General features: G+C 74.3%; 14 protein-coding genes. 13 read left to right on the top strand and 1 reads right to left on the bottom strand.

The window, feature by feature from the left end; genetic code table 11:
• Positions 1–121 precede the first annotated feature (121 nt).
• The 12 genes from ACIBIW_RS33710 (at position 122) to ACIBIW_RS33655 (ending at position 15,711) form a co-directional block, all read left to right on the top strand.
• Positions 122–4,075 (top strand): glycosyltransferase, encoded by a 3,954-nt coding sequence (locus tag ACIBIW_RS33710; protein ID WP_399341857.1) that lies wholly within the window; start codon positions 122–124, stop codon positions 4,073–4,075.
• Entirely contained in the window at positions 4,072–5,655 is a 1,584-nt protein-coding gene (locus ACIBIW_RS33705; RefSeq protein WP_399341855.1) for a DUF5719 family protein, read from the top strand. The genes ACIBIW_RS33710 and ACIBIW_RS33705 overlap by 4 nt, the downstream gene beginning before the upstream one ends.
• A gap of 123 nt (positions 5,656–5,778) precedes the next feature.
• Complete coding sequence (locus ACIBIW_RS33700) at positions 5,779–6,234, top strand: metallopeptidase family protein (protein ID WP_399342023.1); 456 nt, start codon at positions 5,779–5,781, stop codon at positions 6,232–6,234.
• Between the two features lie 420 nt (positions 6,235–6,654).
• Entirely contained in the window at positions 6,655–7,080 is a 426-nt protein-coding gene (locus ACIBIW_RS33695) for a DUF3499 domain-containing protein (protein WP_399341853.1), read from the top strand.
• A gap of 176 nt (positions 7,081–7,256) precedes the next feature.
• The gene (locus ACIBIW_RS33690; protein ID WP_399341849.1) at positions 7,257–8,621 is read left to right on the top strand and encodes a phosphomannomutase/phosphoglucomutase; all 1,365 of its coding nucleotides are present in this window, start codon (positions 7,257–7,259) and stop codon (positions 8,619–8,621) included.
• A 265-nt stretch (positions 8,622–8,886) separates the two neighbouring features.
• The gene (locus ACIBIW_RS33685; RefSeq protein WP_399341847.1) at positions 8,887–9,057 is read left to right on the top strand and encodes a Trm112 family protein; all 171 of its coding nucleotides are present in this window, start codon (positions 8,887–8,889) and stop codon (positions 9,055–9,057) included.
• Between the two features lie 218 nt (positions 9,058–9,275).
• Positions 9,276–10,412: an SIS domain-containing protein gene (locus ACIBIW_RS33680; protein ID WP_399341845.1), complete on the top strand. Its 1,137-nt coding sequence runs from the start codon at positions 9,276–9,278 to the stop codon at positions 10,410–10,412.
• Positions 10,413–10,476: 64 nt separating this feature from the next.
• Positions 10,477–11,649 carry a mannose-6-phosphate isomerase, class I gene (gene manA, locus ACIBIW_RS33675; protein WP_399341842.1) on the top strand — a complete coding sequence of 391 codons (1,173 nt, stop codon included), beginning with the start codon at positions 10,477–10,479 and terminating at the stop codon, positions 11,647–11,649.
• An 82-nt stretch (positions 11,650–11,731) separates the two neighbouring features.
• The gene (locus ACIBIW_RS33670) at positions 11,732–12,712 is read left to right on the top strand and encodes a cation diffusion facilitator family transporter (RefSeq protein WP_399341840.1); all 981 of its coding nucleotides are present in this window, start codon (positions 11,732–11,734) and stop codon (positions 12,710–12,712) included.
• A gap of 230 nt (positions 12,713–12,942) precedes the next feature.
• Positions 12,943–14,397 (top strand): adenosylhomocysteinase, encoded by a 1,455-nt coding sequence (gene ahcY / locus ACIBIW_RS33665; protein ID WP_399341839.1) that lies wholly within the window; start codon positions 12,943–12,945, stop codon positions 14,395–14,397.
• Positions 14,398–14,565: 168 nt separating this feature from the next.
• On the top strand, positions 14,566–15,222 hold the full coding sequence (locus ACIBIW_RS33660) for a hypothetical protein (protein ID WP_399341836.1): 657 nt from the start codon (positions 14,566–14,568) through the stop codon (positions 15,220–15,222).
• Positions 15,223–15,276: 54 nt separating this feature from the next.
• Positions 15,277–15,711 (top strand): SRPBCC family protein, encoded by a 435-nt coding sequence (locus ACIBIW_RS33655; RefSeq protein ID WP_399341834.1) that lies wholly within the window; start codon positions 15,277–15,279, stop codon positions 15,709–15,711.
• A gap of 54 nt (positions 15,712–15,765) precedes the next feature.
• Here the strand turns inward: ACIBIW_RS33655 and ACIBIW_RS33650 are convergent, their stop codons facing one another.
• Complete coding sequence (locus ACIBIW_RS33650; RefSeq protein WP_399341833.1) at positions 15,766–16,671, bottom strand: RDD family protein; 906 nt, start codon at positions 16,669–16,671, stop codon at positions 15,766–15,768.
• 172 nt (positions 16,672–16,843) lie between these two features.
• Here ACIBIW_RS33650 and ACIBIW_RS33645 point away from each other — a divergent pair, with 172 nt between their 5' ends.
• A complete protein-coding gene (locus ACIBIW_RS33645; protein ID WP_399341831.1) occupies positions 16,844–17,851 on the top strand; it encodes a stage II sporulation protein M in 1,008 nt (335 codons plus the stop codon).
• Positions 17,852–18,276 lie beyond the last annotated feature (425 nt).

Genomic DNA, 18,276 nt, shown 5'->3' with positions numbered 1-18,276 from the left:
GTTATCCACAGGCGGCGGGCCGACGTCGTGCCCAGCCGTTAGTGTGGGCCCTCGTCCGAGACCACCCCGCCCCACGGCGCGGGAGTCCACCGCAGTCCACCGAACCGGGGCCCGTACCTCGATGTCCGTGCACAGTCACACGGCGGCCCACGACGCCGCCACAGGGTTCGGCCGCACCGGCCGCGCGCCGTTCGACACCACCGGGGCCGCGCAGGCGGAGCCCGCCCGCCCACCGGAGTTCCCGCGGCATGTCGTCACCGCGGTCGTCGTCTCCCACGACGGCGCCCGCTGGCTGCCCGACGCGCTCAGCGGACTCCTCGGCCAGGAGCGCCCCGTGCAGGACGTGACGGCCGCGGACACCGGCAGCGCCGACGCCTCCGCCGCCCTCCTCACCGACGCCCTCGGCGACGACCGCGTGCTGCACCTCGCCCGCCGCACCGGCTTCGGCGCCGCCGTCGACGAGGCCGTGCGCACCGCGGGCCCCCTCACCCCGGACGACCTGCCCTACCTCAAGCGCCCGAGCGGCTGGGACCCCGTCACCAGGACCTGGCACGACGAGGCGTACGACATGCCCGAGCTGCCCCACGGGGAGCCCGAGCAGTGGCTCTGGCTGCTCCACGACGACTGCGCCCCCGCCCCCGACGCCCTCGCGGAACTGCTGCGCGTCGTCGAGGCCGAGCGCGAGGCGGGCAAGGACGTCGCCATCGTCGGACCCAAGCTCCACGGCTGGTACGACCGCCGCCAGCTCCTCGAAGTCGGCGTCTCCATCGCCAACAGCGGCCGCCGCTGGACCGGCCTCGACCGCCGGGAGCAGGACCAGGGCCAGCACGACCACGTGCGCCCCGTCCTCGCCGTGTCCAGCGCGGGCATGCTCATCCGCCGCGACGTCTTCGACGCCCTCGGCGGCTTCGACCGCCGGCTGCCCCTCATGCGCGACGACGTCGACCTGTGCTGGCGCGCCACCGCCGCCGGCCACCGCGTCCTGATCGCCCCCGACGCCTCGGTACGGCACGCGGAGGCCGCCTCGCGCGAGCGCCGCAGCGTCGACTGCGTCGGCCGCACCGCCACCCGCCCCGGCTCCGGCGGCCGCGGCGCCTCCCCGCACAAGGTCGACAAGGCGGGCGCCGCCTACACCCTCCTCGCCAACGCCCGTACCGCCCAACTGCCCTGGGTCCTGCTGCGGCTCGTCGTCGGCACGGTGCTGCGCACCCTCGCCTACCTCGTCGGCAAGATCCCGGGCCAGGCCCTCGACGAGATCACCGGGCTGCTTGCCACCCTGCTGCGGCCCGAGCGGATCGCCGCCGCCCGCCGCGCGCGCGGCCGCCCCCAACTCGACAAGGGCGAGCTGCGCCCGCTGTTCCCGCCCGCGGGCGCCACCGTCCGCCTCACCCTCGAACAGGCCGCGGGAAGCCTCTTCGGCAGCTCGGAGGCCGACGTCCCCACCGGCGGCAGGCACGGCGCCGTCGAGTCGGGCCCCGGCGGCGACGACGCCGACTTCCTGGAGATCGAGCAGTTCGCGCGCCTCAAGCGCGTCGCCCGCAAGCCGGGCCCCATGCTCTTCCTGGTCCTGCTGGTGATCTCCCTCGTCGCCTGCCGCGGCCTCCTCGGCGGCGGCGCCCTCGCGGGCGGCGCGCTGCTGCCCGCCCCCGCCGACGCCTCCACCCTCTGGTCCGCCTACACCGACGCCTGGCACGCCGTCGGCGCGGGCGGCACCCAGAGCGCCCCGCCCTACCTGGCGTTCGTCGCGAGCCTCGCCACCCTCCTCTTCGGCTCCACCGGGCTCGCCGTCACCCTGCTGCTGGTCTGCTCGGTGCCGCTCGCGGGCTTCGCCGCGTACTTCGCCTCCCGCCCGCTCGTGCCGTCCCGGCTGCTGCGCGCGTGGGCCGCCGTCGCCTACGCCTTCCTGCCCGCCGCGACCGGCGCCCTCGCGGGCGGCCACCTCGGCACTGCCGTCCTCGCCATCCTGCTGCCGCTGATGGCGCGCGCCGCCGTCGCCGCCACGGGACTCGCCCGCACCGGCCGCGGAAGCTGGCGCGCCACCTGGGCGTACGCGCTGCTGCTCACCCTCGCCACCGCGTTCACCCCGGTGGTGTGGCCGATCGCGCTCGTCCTCGGCCTCGCCGTCCTGGCGCTGCGCCGCGGCGACATCGTCGCCTACGGGCTCAGGTTCCTCGCCACCCTCGCGGTCCCGCTGGTGATCCTCGCGCCGTGGTCCCTCTCGCTGCTGCCGACCGACTTCTTCCACGAGGCGGGGCTGCCCTTCGGCAAGGGCGACGCCTCCGCGCTCGACCTGCTCGGCGCCGACCCCGGCGGCCCCGGCACCCTCTTCGGGCTGCTGCTCGCCGGCATCGTGCTCGCCGCGCTCGCGGCCCTGCTGCGCTCCCACCGGGTGAAGGCGGTGCGCGCCGCGTGGGCCGCCGCCCTGGCGGGCTTCCTCTTCGCCGCCCTCTCCAACGGCTCCACCTGGGCCGGACCCGCCACCCTCGTCTACGGCATCGCGCTGCTGAGCGCCGCCCTCGTCGGCGCCGACGGCGCCCGCTCCCGCGTCGCCGAGCAGAACTTCGGCTGGCGCCAGCCCGTCGCCGCGCTCATCGCGCTCGCGGCGGCGCTCGCGCCCCTGGTCGCCGCCGTCGGCTGGATGGCCGCGGGCGCCGACGGGCCGCTGACCAGGCGCGACCCGGTGCAGGTGCCCGCCTTCGTCGCAGAGGAGAGCGGTACCCAGGACCAGGCCCGCACCCTCGTCCTCGGCGGCACAAGCCCGGCGAAGGTCTCGTACACCCTGGTCAGGGGCTCCGGCGCGCGCCTCGGCGACGCGGAACTGGCCGCCGCGGGCGGCGCCAACGACACCCTCGGCAGGACCGTCGCCAACCTCGTCGCGGGCTCCGGCGCCGACCAGGCCGACCAACTCGGCGGCTTCGCCGTCCGCTATGTCCTCGTCCAGGACGGCGCCCCGCGCGCGATGAGCCGCACCCTCGACGCCACCCCCGGGCTCACCCGCCTCAGCCAGCAGGACGGCACGGCGCTGTGGCGGGTGGACCGCCAGGTCTCCCGGGTCGCCGTCGTCCCGAAGACCGGCGAGCCGAGCCCCGTCGCCGCGGGCCCCGTCGAGGTCCACACCGACATCCCGGCGGGCGTCGACGGACGCGTCCTCAGGCTCGCCGACACCGCGGACGCGGGCTGGCAGGCCACCCTCGACGGCAAGCCGCTCGGCCGCACCACCCTCGACGGCTGGGCCCAGGGTTTCACCCTGCCCGCCTCCGGCGGCAGGCTCGACCTCACCTACGAGACGCCGTTCACGCACGGCCTCTGGCTCGCCCTCCAGGCCGTCCTCGCCCTCGTCCTCGTCGTCCTCGCACTCCCCGGCCGCCGCCGCGACATCGACGACGACCTCCCCGAGGAGGACGCCCCCGCGCCGGTCCCCGCCGCCGCGGGCGAGGGCCGCAGGGCCCGCAGGCTCCGCGCCGAGGCCGAGGCCGCGGAACAGGCCGCCGCTGCCGCCGAGGGCGGCCGGGGCCCCGCGGAGGACCCGCGCGAGACCCCCGCCCCCGACGAGCAGCCACCGCCCGGGCCCGCCGAGCCGCCCGCGGTGCCTGCCCAGGCCGAGTACGGCGGCTGGGACGCGCCCGGCCATGCGACGGCCCCCTACGGCGACGACCAGTACGCGGCCGACCAGCAGCAGTACGCGGCCCAGCAGTACGCCCCCCAGCAGTACGCCGCGCAGCAGGACACAGCCGACTACGACCCTGCCGCCTACGCGGGCGCGCCCTACGGCGACACCGAGTACCCGAGCGGCTCCTACGCCACCGACCCGTACGGCTACCAGCAGGGCGGCTACGACCCCGCCGCCTACCAGCAGCAGGGCGGCTACGACCCGGCCGCCGCCGACCCGTACCAGCAGGGCGCCGGGGCCTACCAGCAGGGCCAGGACGCGTACGGCAACACCGCCGCCTACGACCCGTACGGCCAGGGCTACGACCCGAACGCCTACCCCCGGGGCCACGAGGGCCACGACGGCCACCACCCCGAGCAGCAGCACGGCACCGACCGCGAGCGCCCCGACGGGAGCCAGCAGTGAACCGCAGCACCATCTCCCTGATCGCGGGCGCCGCCGCCCTCGCCGTCGTCACCGGCATCGCCTCCGCGTCCGCGCCCGACGGCTCCGGCGGCGACACCGCGACCGCCGCCGCCCGCCGCCCCGTCCAGCGCAGCAGCCTGCTGTGCCCTGCCCCCAGCCCGTCCGACGAGGCCGAGACCGACTACACCTCGTACACCCCGCCGGGCGACAGCTCCGGCGGCAAGGCCGCCCTGACCCCCGCCGAGGTCACCAAGGACACCACCGACGACGGCGATGACAAGAGCAAAGACGACAAGGGAGACAAGGGAGACGGCAAGGGCGACAGTAAGGACGACGGGGACGGCACGTCGGCCGACGACGGCACGAGCACGCAGAGCGCCCCCGCCAAGCCCTTCCTCACCGCCGCCAAGCCCGGCACGCCCGCCACCGGCGAGAAGTCGGGCGCCTCGGCCCCCGGCCTGATCGGCTCCGCCGACGGCGCGCTCGCGCCCGGCTGGACCGTGCAGCAGACCACCCGGATCACCGTGGGGCCCGGCCGGGGCCTGCTCGGCCTCAACTGCTCGGCGCCGGACACCGACTTCTGGTTCCCCGGCGCAAGCACCGCCGACGAGCGCAGCGACTACGTCAACCTCACCAACCCCGACGACTCCGCCGCCGTCGCCGACATCGAGCTGTACGGCAAGGGCGGCGCCCTCGCCTCCGAGGTCGGCGAGGGCATCCAGGTCCGCCCGCACCAGACCGTGTCGGTGCTGCTCTCCACGCTCACCGACAAGCCGGAGACCAATCTCACCGTCCACGTCACGGTGCGCACCGGACGCGTCGCGGCCGCCGTGCAGTCCTCCGACGAGGATCTTGGCGCCGACTGGATCGCCCCCGCGGCCGCCCCCGCGCCCCGCCTCGTACTGCCCGGCATCCCCAAGGACGCCACCTCGGCCCGGCTGGTGGCGTTCGCGCCGGGGGACAGCGACGCCGACCTGAAGATCAAGCTCGCCACCGCCAACGGCACCATCGCGCCCGCGGGCCACGAGAGCCTGCATGTGAAGGCGGGCATGACGGCCGCCGTCGACCTCGGCGCGATCACCCGCGACGAGCCCGGCTCCCTGCTGTTGACCCCGGCCGACGGCTCCGGCACCCCGGTGGTGGCCGCGCTGCGGGTGGTGCGCGGCAAGGGCGACAAGCAGGAGTCCGCCTTCATCCCCGCCACCTCCGACATGGGCGCGCGCACCACCGCGGCCGACAACCGCGCCAAGGGCTCCACCCTCGACCTGGTGGCCCCCGACAAGGCCGCCAAGGTCCGGGTCACGGCCTCCGCGGGCAGCAAGGGCGGCAAGGGCGCAAGCAAGACCTACGACATCAAGGCGGGCACCACGGCGGAGATCGCCCCGCCCGTCCCCTCGGGCCTCAAGGGCAGCTACGCGCTCACCGTGGAGCACCTCTCGGGCGGCCCCGTGTACGCCACCCGCCAGCTTGAGGTCCCGGACGACGGCGTCCCGATGTTCACCGTCCAGCCGCTCCCCGACGACCACGGCACCGTGGAGGTGCCGTCCACCGAGCAGGACCTGTCGATCCTCCAGAAGTGACCCCCGGGCGCCCGGGCGGCGGGGGGCCGCCCGCGCGTGCCGCCCGCGCCGCCCGGCCCGCGACCCGCATGCCCGCCGGAGGTGCCGCCTCCGGCATCCGGGGCGGACTAGGCTTCTGCGGTGATGGACACCCCCGTACCACCTCCCACCACAGGACCGTCCCCCCGCCGTCGCGACCGGCACGGCAGGGGCATGCGAGGCCCCGTCGCGCCTCCCCAGGTCCCGCTCTCCGCCAGCCGCGCCGAGGTCTTCGGCGACCTCGTCCAGGACTCCGTGGAGCGCCTTGCGCGCCGCTGGCCCCAGCTCGCCGACATCGACTTCCTCGTCCTCGACGTCCCCGGCGCCGAGGCGGACGCCGCCGGGCTCGGCTGGAGCGACGACGCGGTCCCGCTCGGCGGCACGATCGCGCCACGCGACGGCTTCCCCGCGCGCGTGGTCGTCTACCGGCGCCCCGTGGAGATCCGCACCAAGGGCAGGGACGAGCGGGCGGCGCTGGTGCACGAGGTGGTCGTGGAGCAGGTCGCCGAACTGCTCGGCCTGACCCCCGAGACGGTCGACCCCCGCTACGGCGAGGAGTGACCCCGCACCGCGGACGTGACATACGCCATGCCACGCGCGTGGCCACAGCGTAACAGTACGTGACATTCCGCCGTCGCGGGTAACCGTACGTGAGAACGTGCGCTCACGCGTGCGACGTAACCGCCGCCCCCGCCCGCGGCGCACCCCACCGCCCGGCCGCCCGCGCGCGAGGACGCGCCACCGCGTACGCGCACCGCGCGCGTGTGTACGGCCCCGCAGCCGCGTACCCGCCCGTACCCACGTGACGGGCCGTCATATGACGCGGACAGCCGCCGCCGGACCTTGCCGCACCCCACGGCCGCGCGCACCCCCGGCGGACCGCCCGGGTGCTCAACTACCCATCCCTTTCCCGCAACTCGCGCCGGAAACCCTCCGTGCGCCCCCGCGCCCGCCCGTGCCACGACACGGTGGGGTGAGGCGTTGGGGAGTCGTCGCGGCCCGCTCAAGAGTGCGGTACCGTCCAACCTCGTGAGCCCTGTACGTCGCTGTTCGCGCACCGCCTGCGGCCGCCCCGCCGTCGCGACGCTGACGTACGTCTACGCCGACTCCACCGCCGTCCTCGGCCCGCTCGCCACCTACGCCGAGCCGCACTGCTACGACCTGTGCGCCGAGCACTCCGAGCGGCTCACCGCGCCCCGCGGCTGGGAGGTCGTCCGCCTCGCCGACGCCTCGGGACCCGCCCGCCCCAGCGGCGACGACCTCGAAGCCCTGGCCAACGCGGTACGGGAAGCGGCCCGCCCCCAGGAGCGCACCGGGGAGGGCGGCGGCGGCCCGCGCTCCGCCGACCCCATGGAGGTCGCCCGCCGCGGCCACCTGCGCGTGCTGCGCTCCCCGGACAACAACTGACAACGACCGCCCGGCCGTCACGACCGCCGCGTCCGTGACGTCCGTGACATCGATCCGCCCACACGTGCCCCCGCCGCCCCACGAGCGCTTCCGCGCCACGTTCCGCGCCGCACAGGTGACCGACACCCGCTGCGGGTAGTTTGGGGTCACCGAACGGAGATCCAGGAGGACAGGCCGTGGCTGCTGATCTGTCGCAGATCGTGAAGGCGTACGACGTACGCGGGGTCGTCCCCGACCAGTGGGACGAGAGCCTCGCCGAGCTGTTCGGAGCCGCCTTCGTACAGGTCACCGGCGCGGACGCGATCGTCGTCGGCCATGACATGCGCCCCTCGTCCCCGGGCCTCTCGCACGCCTTCGCGCGCGGGGCCGCCGCCCGCGGCGCCGACGTCACCGAGATCGGCCTCTGCTCCACCGACCAGCTCTACTACGCCTCGGGCTCGCTCGACATGCCGGGCGCCATGTTCACCGCCTCCCACAACCCGGCCCGCTACAACGGCATCAAGATGTGCCGCGCGGGCGCCGCGCCCGTCGGCCAGGACACCGGACTCGCCGACATCCGCGCCCTGGTCGAGGAGTGGTCGGACAGCGGCGCCCCCGCGCCCGTGGCCGGGCCCGGCACCCTCACGGAGCGCGACACCCTCAGCGGCTACGCGGCCCATCTGCGCTCCCTCGTCGCCCTCGACTCCATCCGGCACCTCAAGGTCGTCGTCGACGCGGGCAACGGCATGGGCGGCCACACCGTCCCCACCGTCCTCGAAGGACTGCCCCTCGACGTCGTGCCGATGTACTTCGAACTCGACGGCACCTTCCCCCACCACGAGGCCAACCCCCTCGACCCGGCCAACATCGTCGACCTCCAGGAGCGGGTGCGCGCCGAGGGCGCCGACCTCGGCATCGCCTTCGACGGCGACGCCGACCGCTGCTTCGTCGTCGACGAGAACGGCGCGCCCGTCTCCCCGTCCGCGATCACCGCCCTCGTCGCCGAGCGGGAACTCGCCAAGAACGGCGGCAAGGGCGTCGTGATCCACAATTTGATCACCTCGCGGTCGGTCTCCGAGGTGGTGGCCGAGCACGGCGGCACCCCGGTGGAGACCCGCGTGGGCCACTCCTTCATCAAGCAGGAGATGGCCGCGCACGGCGCGATCTTCGGCGGCGAGCACTCCGCGCACTACTACTTCCGCGACTTCTGGAACGCCGACACCGGCATGCTCGCCGCCCTGCACGTGCTGGCCGCGCTCGGCGAGCAGGACGGCCCGCTGTCCGCGCTCGTCGCCCAGTACGACCGCTACGTCGCCTCCGGCGAGATCAACTCCACCGTCGACGACCAGGCGGGCCGCCTCGCCGCCGTCAAGGCCGCCTACCAGGACCGCGAGGGCGTCGAGATCAAGGAACTCGACGGCGTCAGCGTCATCGCCGCCGACTGGTGGCTGAACGTCCGCCCCTCCAACACCGAGCCCCTGCTCAGGCTGAACGCGGAAGCGGGCGACGAGGCCACCATCACCAAGATCCGCGACGAGGCCCTCGCCATCATCAGGGGCTGACCGGCCACCGCCCCGCCACACACACGCGAGAGAGGCTGCCGTACACGCCCCGCCCCGCCATACGCGTGCGCGGTCATTCCCCAACACGCGCGCGTCATACGGCCCGCCGCCCTCCCGACGCCGGGGGGGCGGCGCAGGGCGGCGCCCGCCCGGCCCCTCCCGCCCGCGCGGTACGCTGACCAGGCCGCGCGCGGGTATCCGCACACCGTGCCGCCCCCGGCCCCGTGGCGCACCACCCGCACCGCAGCACGCAGAAAGGACCCCCATGGCGCTCGAAGCCGCCCTCCTGGACATCCTGGCCTGCCCGGCCTGCCACGCCCCGCTCAAGGAGCAGGGCGACGAGCTGCTCTGCACGGGCGACGACTGCGGCCTGGCCTACCCGGTGCGCGACGGCATCCCCGTGCTCCTCATCGACGAGGCCCGCCGCCCCGCCTGACCCGCGCCGCACATCCGCCCCGCGTAACACGCGCGCATGCGGGCAGAACGGACCACACGGGCACGCACGCGCCCCAGGCCACGTACGGTGCCGTCGGCGCCGCACCCCGACGGGAACGACCGGACAGGGCCTGAGCCAGGGCCTGCGCGCGCCGCGCCACGGCACCGGCGGACCGTCCGCCCGCAAGACAGCCGCGCAAGCGAATCGGAGGCTGCCGCATGCTCGACGAGACCCTGCTCGACGCGCCCGAGGAACTGGCCCGCGCCGACCACCGGGGCCTGCTCCGCGGCGCCGCGGAGGCCGGCGCCCGGGTAAGAACCGCGCTGCGGCACGCCACCGAGTCGGGCGTCGACCGGCTCAACACCGACGGCAGGCCACGCGCCGTCCTCATCGCGGGCCCCGGCACCGCCGCCGCCTGCGTCGCCGACCTCCTCGGCGCCCTCGCCGCCCCCAGTTGCCCCGTGATCCGCCTCCAGCCCACCGGCGTCGCCCCCGTCGCAGGCGCCCTGCGCTGGGCGCTGCCCGGCTGGGCGGGCCCCGTGGACCTGCTCTTGATCGCCACCCCCGACGGCACCGAGCCGGGGCTCGGCCTCCTCGCGGAACAGGCATACCGGCGCGGCTGCGCCGTCGTCGCCGTCGCCCCCGGCGGCGCGCCCCTCGCCGAGGCCGTCGACGGCGCCCACGGCCTGCACGTCCCCATGGCCACCGCCCCCTACGAGCAGGACGAACCCGCCGCCGCTGCCGCCCCCGGCGCCCTGTGGGCCCTGCTCACCCCCCTGCTGATGCTCCTCGACCGCACCGGACTGCTGTCCGCCCCCGCGGGACAGCTCGCGAGCGTCGCCGACCGCCTCGACCGCACCGCCGAGCGCTGCGGCCCCGCCATCGCCACCTACAGCAACCCCGCCAAGACCCTCGCCGCGGAACTCGCCGACTCCCTCCCGCTGATCTGGACCGAGGGCCTGGCCGCCGGCCCCACGGGACGCCGCTTCGCCGCCGCACTCGCCGAACTCGCCGGACGCCCCGCCCTCGCCGCTGAACTCCCCGAGGCCCTGCCCTCGCACGGCGCGCTCCTCGCCGGCAGGCTCGCGGCGGGCGCCGACCCCGACGACTTCTTCCGCGACCGCGTCGAGGAGGCCCAAGCGCTGCGCGCGCGCGTGGTCCTGCTGCGCGACCGGCCCACCGACGGCCTCAGCGCCGCCCCCGCCGCCCGCGAACTCGCCCTCGGCTACGACACCCCCCTCAGCGAACTCGAACCGGAGACAGGCGGCGAACTCGAACCCCTCGCCGAACTGATCGCCCTCACCGACTTCGCCGCCGTCTACCTCGGGCTCGCCACCGCCGCCGACGCCTCCTGACCACCCGGACCCCACGCACCCCCGGGGCCCGCCCGCGCCCGCCACGGAACCCTGAGGAAACCCCATGGACCGCCTCGACAACACCATCCGGCCCTACGCCTGGGGCTCCACCACCGCCATCGCCCACCTCACCGGCGCCCAACCCACCGGCGAACCCCAGGCCGAGATGTGGCTCGGCGCCCACCCCGGCGCCCCCTCCAGAACCCCCCGCGGCCCCCTCGACCAGGTCATCGCCGCCGACCCCGAACACGAACTCGGCCCCGCCGCCGTCGCCCGCTTCGGACCCCGGCTGCCGTTCCTGCTCAAGCTCCTCGCCGCCGCCGCACCCCTCTCCCTCCAGGTCCACCCCAGCCTCGCCCAGGCCGAGGAGGGCTACGCCGACGAGGAACGCCGCGGCGTCCCCGCCGACGCCCCGGAACGCGTCTACAAGGACGCCAACCACAAGCCAGAACTCATCTGCGCCCTCACGCCCTTCGAGGGCCTGTGCGGCTTCCGCCCGCCCGCCGACGCCGCCGCCCTCCTCGGGGGCCTCGCCGTCGACTCCCTCAAGCCCTACGCGGACATCCTCGGCGCCCACCCCGAGGACGCCGCCCTGCGCGAAGTCCTCACCGCCGTCCTCACCGCCGACCCCGACGCGATGCGCAGCACCGTCCACGGCGCCGCCGCGGCCTGCACCCGCCTCGCCGCCGCGGGCGGCCCCGGCGCGCGCGCGTACGCCGCCTACGCCGACCTCGCCCACCACTACCCGGGCGACCCCGGCGTCATCGCCGCCATGCTCCTCAACCACGTCACCCTCCAGCCGGGCGAGGCCCTCTACCTCGGCGCCGGCGTCCCGCACGCCTACCTCCGGGGACTCGGCGTCGAGATCATGGCCAACTCCGACAACGTCGTACGCAGCGGACTCACCCCGAAACACATCGACGTACCCGAACTCCTGCGCATCGTCCGCTTCGAGGCCACCGACCCCGGAGTACTGCGCCCCGAGGCGTCCCCCGAGGGCGAGGAGGTCTACGCCACCCCCGCCGACGACTTCCGCCTCTCCCGCCACGTCCTCGCGCCCGGCGCCGCCCCCCACGAACTCCCCGCGGGACGCCCCCAGATCCTGCTGTGCACCGACGGCGCCCCCACCGTCTCCGGCACCACCCTCGCCCCCGGCGAATCCCTGTTCGTACCCGCGTCGGAAACAGCCCAATTGACCGGGAACGGCACCCTGTTCCGGGCCACCGTGGTGGCCTGACGGCACCACCCCCGCGGCGTACTGCAACAATGGCCCACCGCAAAGCGCGGGCAAAGCCAAGGCGAAGGGACAGCGGAAGCACATGAGCGCTTCAGGCGGAACCAGGGCGATCATCGCGGCACTCGGCGCCAACCTCGCCATCGCAGTGGCGAAATTCGTCGCGTTCCTCTTCAGCGGCTCGTCCTCGATGCTCGCCGAGAGCGTCCACTCCGTCGCCGACTCGGGCAACCAGTTCCTGCTGCTCATCGGCGGTAAGAGGTCCCAGCGCCCGGCCACCCCCCAGCACCCCTTCGGCTACGGCCGCGAACGCTTCGTCTACGCCTTCCTCGTCTCCATCGTCCTCTTCTCCGTCGGCGGCATGTTCGCCGTCTACGAGGGCTACGAGAAGGTCAGCCACCCCCACGACCTGGAGAACTGGTACTGGCCCGTCGGCGTCCTCGTCTTCGCCGTACTCGCCGAGGGCTTCTCCTTCCGCACCGCAGTCAAGGAGTCCAACGGGCTGCGCCGCGGACTGTCCTGGGTCCAGTTCATCCGCCACGCCAAGGCCCCCGAACTGCCCGTCGTCCTCCTGGAGGACTTCGGCGCCCTCATCGGCCTCGTTTTCGCCCTCCTCGGCGTCGTGCTCTCCCTCGCCACCGGCAGCGGCGTCTGGGACGGCGTCGGCACCCTCTGCATCGGCGCCCTCCTCATCCTCATCGCGCTCGTCCTCGCCGTGGAGACCAAGTCCCTCCTCATCGGCGAGGCCGCGGGACCCGAGCAGCTCGCCAAGATCGAGAAGGCCCTCGTCGACGGCGACACCGTCACCGGCGTCATCCACATGCGCACCCTCCACCTGGGCCCCGAGGAACTCCTCGTCGCCGCCAAGATCGCGGTACGCCACGACGACACCGCCGCCGAGGTCGCCACCGCCATAGACGGCGCCGAGGCCCGCATCCGCGAGACCGTCCCGATCGCCCGCGTCATCTACCTCGAACCCGACATCTACAGCGCCGCCGAGGCCGCCGCGGGCCCCGACCCCGCCGCCACCCCCGGCGGCCCGGGCCCGGGACCCGCCGCCCACTGACACCCGCCGCCCGCACCGCCCCCACCCCGCCCGCGGGGTGGGACCAGCGGACCAACAGGTGTAAATTCAGCACCGAGCCAGACGTCGCTGCTGATGGCGGTCGGGCGGCCCGGCAGGGCCGACCGAGGGAGAGAGGGCCTCCGACGGACTGCGCTGCGCGGCCCCGGGACCCGTATGCCCGAAGACGCGCAGACCAGCCGTATCCGAAACCCTCAAGGGAGCACCCCCGCATGAGCGACACGCGCGCCCACGACTTCAAGGTCGCCGACCTCGCGCTGGCCGACTTCGGCCGCAAGGAGATCACCCTCGCCGAGCACGAGATGCCCGGCCTCATGGCGATCCGCAGCGAGTACGCCGAGCGGCGCCCCCTCGCCGGCGCCCGCATCACCGGCTCCCTGCACATGACCGTGCAGACCGCCGTCCTCATCGAGACCCTCGCCGCACTCGGCGCCGACGTCCGCTGGGCCTCCTGCAACATCTTCTCCACCCAGGACCACGCCGCCGCCGCGATCGCCGTCGGCCCCGACGGCACCCCGGAAGACCCCCGCGGCATCCCCGTCTTCGCCTGGAAGGGCGAGACCCTCGACGAGTACTGGTGGTGCACCGAGCAGGCCCTGACCTGGCCGGGCACCACCACCGGCGGCCCCACCATGATCCTCGACGACGGCGGCGACGCCACCCTCCTCGTCCACCAGGGCGTCGAGTACGAGAAGGCCGGCGAGGCCCCCTCACCCGACACCGCCGAGAGCGACGAGCACCGCGTCATCCTCCAGCTCCTGAACCGCAGCCTCGCCGAGAACCCCCAGAAGTGGACCCGGCTCGCCTCCGAGATCCGCGGCGTCACCGAGGAGACCACCACGGGCGTCCACCGCCTCTACGAGATGCAGCGCGAGGGCACCCTCCTCTTCCCCGCGATCAACGTGAACGACGCCGTCACCAAGTCCAAGTTCGACAACAAGTACGGCTGCCGCCACTCCCTCGTCGACGGCATCAACCGCGCCACCGACGTCCTCATCGGCGGCAAGGTCGCCCTCGTCTGCGGCTACGGCGACGTCGGCAAGGGCTGCGCCGAGTCCCTCCGCGGCCAGGGCGCCCGCGTCGTCATCACCGAGATCGACCCCATCTGCGCCCTCCAGGCCGCGATGGACGGCTACCAGGTCACCACCCTCGACGACATCGTCGAAGAGGCCGACATCTTCATCACCACCACGGGCAACAAGGACATCATCATGGCGAGCGACATGGCCAGGATGAAGCACCAGGCCATCGTCGGGAACATCGGCCACTTCGACAACGAGATCGACATGGCAGGACTCGCCAAGATCGCCGGCATCGTCAAGGACGAGGTCAAGCCCCAGGTCCACACCTGGACCTTCCCCGACGGCAAGAAGATCATCGTCCTCTCCGAGGGCCGCCTCCTCAACCTCGGCAACGCCACAGGACACCCCTCCTTCGTGATGTCCAACTCGTTCTCCGACCAGACCCTGGCCCAGATCGAACTGCACACGAAGCCCGAGGAATACCCCATCGGCGTCTACGTCCTGCCCAAGCACCTCGACGAGAAGGTCGCCCGCCTCCACCTCGACGCCCTCGGCGTCAAACTGACCACCCTCCGACCCGAGCAGGCCGCCTACATCGGCGTCCAGGTCGAGGGCCCCTACAAGGCGGACCACTACCGCTACTGACCGCACCACCCCCGCCGTGCCCCGCCCCCGTCACCGGGCGGAACACGGCGGGACCGGACGGCAGCAGGCCCCCGCACCCCCGTGCCGGGGGCCTGCCCCCTTCCCCCTCACGGAGGACCGGGCCCCCGGCCCCGCCCCCCGGCCAAGGCCCCCACCCCAGGACAGCCCATGCCCCGCGGCCGCTACTCACTGCACGACCCGCACGACCGCACCCCCCTCGGCGAGGAACACTTCCAGTGCGCCCCGGGCCCCAACGGCTGGCGCTACGTCTCCCGCACCACCGCACCGGACGACGACACCCCCCGCCACGCCCCCGACCGCGGCACCCTCGACCTCACCCTCGACGCCCGAGGCCGCCCCCTCCGCCTCGAACTGCGCACCGCCGACTGGCAGGTACGCGCCGCAGCCCTCGACGGCGTCACCTGGGTACGCACCCCCACCGCACCCGGCGCCCCCGCCGACACCACCGAGGCCCACGCCCCCGCCCACGCCTTCACCGGAGACTCCCCCTCCTTCCTCGTCGCCACCGCGCTCCTGCTGCGCCTGCGACCCGGGGCCCCCGCCACCCGGGTACGCCTCGTCTCCTTCACACAGCCCTCCCTGGCACCCAGGACCGTCGAGCAGTCCTGGGCACTGGTCCACAGAGAAGCACACGCCACTGACAACGGCCCACTGACCGTGGACGAATACCAGGTCAGAGCCCTGGACACCGGCGAAGAGCACACCGTGCACCTCAGCGGCGACGTCGTCCTCGCCGCCCCCGGCATCGAACTCGAAGACCTCGAATCCCCGCCGTCGGCCCTCCAGGACCCCGACACCGCCTGAACCGGTCCGTTTCGTTCAAGACGCCCCCGCACGGGCCCGCCTACCGTCGGCGCCATGAACGCGAACGACCCCCGGGGCGCCACGCTCCCGTACGACCCCGACTCCGTACACGTCAGCGTCCGCATCGCCCGCGACCGGCACGACGTCTACGCCTACGCCTCGGACCCCGCCCACCTGCCCGCCTGGGCCGCCGGCCTCGGCTCCACCCTCACCAGGACCGACGAAGGACGCTGGATCACCGGCGACTCCCCGCTCGGCCGCGCCGAGGTCGTCTTCACACCGCCCAACGACTTCGGCGTCCTCGACCACGACGTCACCCTCCCCTCGGGCGAGACCGTCCACAACCCGGTACGGGTGATCGCCGACGGCGCCGGGAGCGAGGTCGTCTTCACCCTCCGCCGCCGCGGCATGAGCGACGAGGAGTTCCGCCGCGACGCCGCGGCCGTCCACGCCGACCTCACCACCCTCAAGGGCATCCTCGAAGCCTGACCACCCGCCGGACACCCGCGCCGCGCCCCCGCGCGCGTGACGCGGGTCCGGGAGCTACGCGGGCGGCACGAACCCCGTACGCGGCGCCTCGGGGCCCGCCGCACCACCGTCAGGCCACACCACGCCGGGCCCCCGCACCGCCGCCCCAGGCCACGACGCGGACGGCCAAGGCCCGGCCACCGGCCACGGCCCCGCCGCCTGCCCCCGCACCCCCGCCCCGAACGCCCGCCGCGCGTCCCTGGCCTGCCGCTCCTGGAGCACCGCGGCCACGAACGCCGCGGGCGGCACGTCATGCGGCACAGGAGCCCCCGTGCGCTCCGCCAGCTCGCCCGCCAGCCGCACCGACATCGACCAGCTCACCTGCTGGTCGAGCTGCCGCATCCGCGCCAGGTACTGCCGTATCGCCTGCCACAGGTCCTCCGGCACCCCCGACAGGTCGAGCCCGGAGAACCGCCCCGCGAGCCACGGCGGCGCAGGCGGCAGGAACGCCGGACCGTCGGCAGGCACCCGCTCCCGCACCACCAGCGTCCCCGCGAGCACATCACCCACCCTGCGGCCGCGCTCCGACGCCAGCGACGCGATGCACGCCAGGATGCCCAGCGTCCCCAGGATCTCCACGGCCCCCACAAGACCCCGCACCAGCGCATGCCGGAACCTGATCGGCCCCCCGTCGTCCCGCACCACCCGCAGCCCGCACGCCAGCTTCCCCAGCGAACGCCCCCGCGACAGCGTCTCCACCGCGACCGGCGCCCCGATCAGCACCAGCACGAGCAGCGCCACCGCCACCGCCGCCTCCGCCGCGTCGTCGAGCGACGAGGTCCCCGCCACCACCGCGATCGACACCGCCGCGTACACCACGAACGCCACCAGCAGATCGAGCAGCACGGCGAGCGCCCGGCTCGGCACCTTCGCGGGACGCAGCTCAAGAGCCACCGCCTCGCCCGTCACCAGCTCGCTCACCGGCACCGCCTCACTTCCACTCGCCCCGCCACCGCGCGCGACAGAACGCCGCCCCCCCAGTCTCGAACACCCCGGGACGGAGCGCCCCCACGACCCCGGGAACCGCCAGTCTGCCAAGCTGGTCAGGAGCGCGCCGCAGCCGGTACGGCACGCAGCGGGAGGGAGCCAGCCGATGGACCTCGACGTCTTCGTCGCCGCCCACCGGGCCGAGTGGGACCGCCTCGACACCCTGCTGCGCCGCAGACGCCGCCTCACAGGACCCGAGACCGACGAACTCGTCACCCTCTACCAGCGCACCGCCACCCATCTCTCCCTGGTCCGCTCCGCGGGACCCGACCCCCAGCTCACCGGGCGGCTCACCCAGCTCGTGGCACGCGCGCGCAGCACGGTCACCGGCGCCCGCCGCGCCTCCTGGGGGGACGTCACCGGCTTCCTCACGCGCGGGTTCCCCGCCGCCGTCTACCGCAGCCGCCACTGGTGGGTGCCCACGGCCCTCGTCTCCCTCGCCGTCGCCGCCGTCCTGAGCTGGTGGATCGGCACCCACCCGCAGGTGCGCGCGACCATCGCCGCCCCCTCCCAGCTACGCGAGCTGACCCGCCCCGGCGGCGAGTACGAGGCGTACTACTCAAGCCATCCGGCCGCGTCCTTCGCCGCCCAGGTGTGGACGAACAACGCCGAGGCCACCGCGCTCTGCCTGGTGCTCGGCGCTTTCCTGTGTGTGCCGGTGCTCTGGATCGTCTTCCAGAACATGCTGAACGTGGCCGTCGGCATCGGCCTGATGGCGTCGGCCGGCCGCCTCGACACCTTCCTCGGGCTGCTCCTGCCGCACGGCCTGCTCGAACTGACCGCCGTCTTCGTCGCCGCGGGCACCGGGCTCAGGCTCGGCTGGACCGTGATCGACCCGGGCCCCAGAACCCGCCGCGGTGCCCTCGCTGAGGAGGGCCGCGCCGCCATCGGAATGGCCCTGGGCCTCGCCCTCGTCCTCCTCGTCTCCGGCGCCGTCGAGGCGTTCGTGACCCCGTCGGGACTCCCCACGTGGGCCCGCATCGGCATCGGCGTCGTCGCTGAGGCCGCCTTCCTGACCTACGTGTACGTGCTCGGCGGCCGGGCCGTCCGCGAGGGCGACACCGGCGACCTGGCGGCGAAGGAGCGCAACGCGGCGCTGCCCGTGGCGGCTTGACCGCCCTCGATGTGCGTCGGGCCGCGCCCAACTGCTAACCTCGGCAGCGCTTCGGCCCGGTCTTTGACATTACTGGGGCGGGGAGGTAGATTTGAACAGTTGCCCTGGAGGCGTGTCCTCCGTGGCAACCATGACAATCAACCGGCTTCGGGAGCGTCGAGCGCATCGCGCAGAACTCCTGAGGCACTCTCCGATTCGATCAGAAATCCGACTGTGGTCGGTGCGGTCTTCCGCCTCTGATAAAGTCGGGATCACCGAAAGGCAGCCGAAAGGCTCCGGCCGGTGAATGGTTTCCAACCGGAACTGAGACTGAAATCGAGTCTGGTACGGTGGGAACACCGAAAGGGAAAGCGCCCGGAGGAAAGCCTGCTGAGTGTGGGTGAGTACGAAGGAAGTGTCCGTTCCTTGAGAACTCAACAGTGTGC

It is taken from the genome of Streptomyces sp. NPDC050560, assembly GCF_044457285.1.
Lineage (GTDB): Bacteria > Actinomycetota > Actinomycetes > Streptomycetales > Streptomycetaceae > Streptomyces.
Note: the sequence above shows the minus strand (reverse complement) of the source record. Positions and strands in the feature narration are given on the sequence as shown.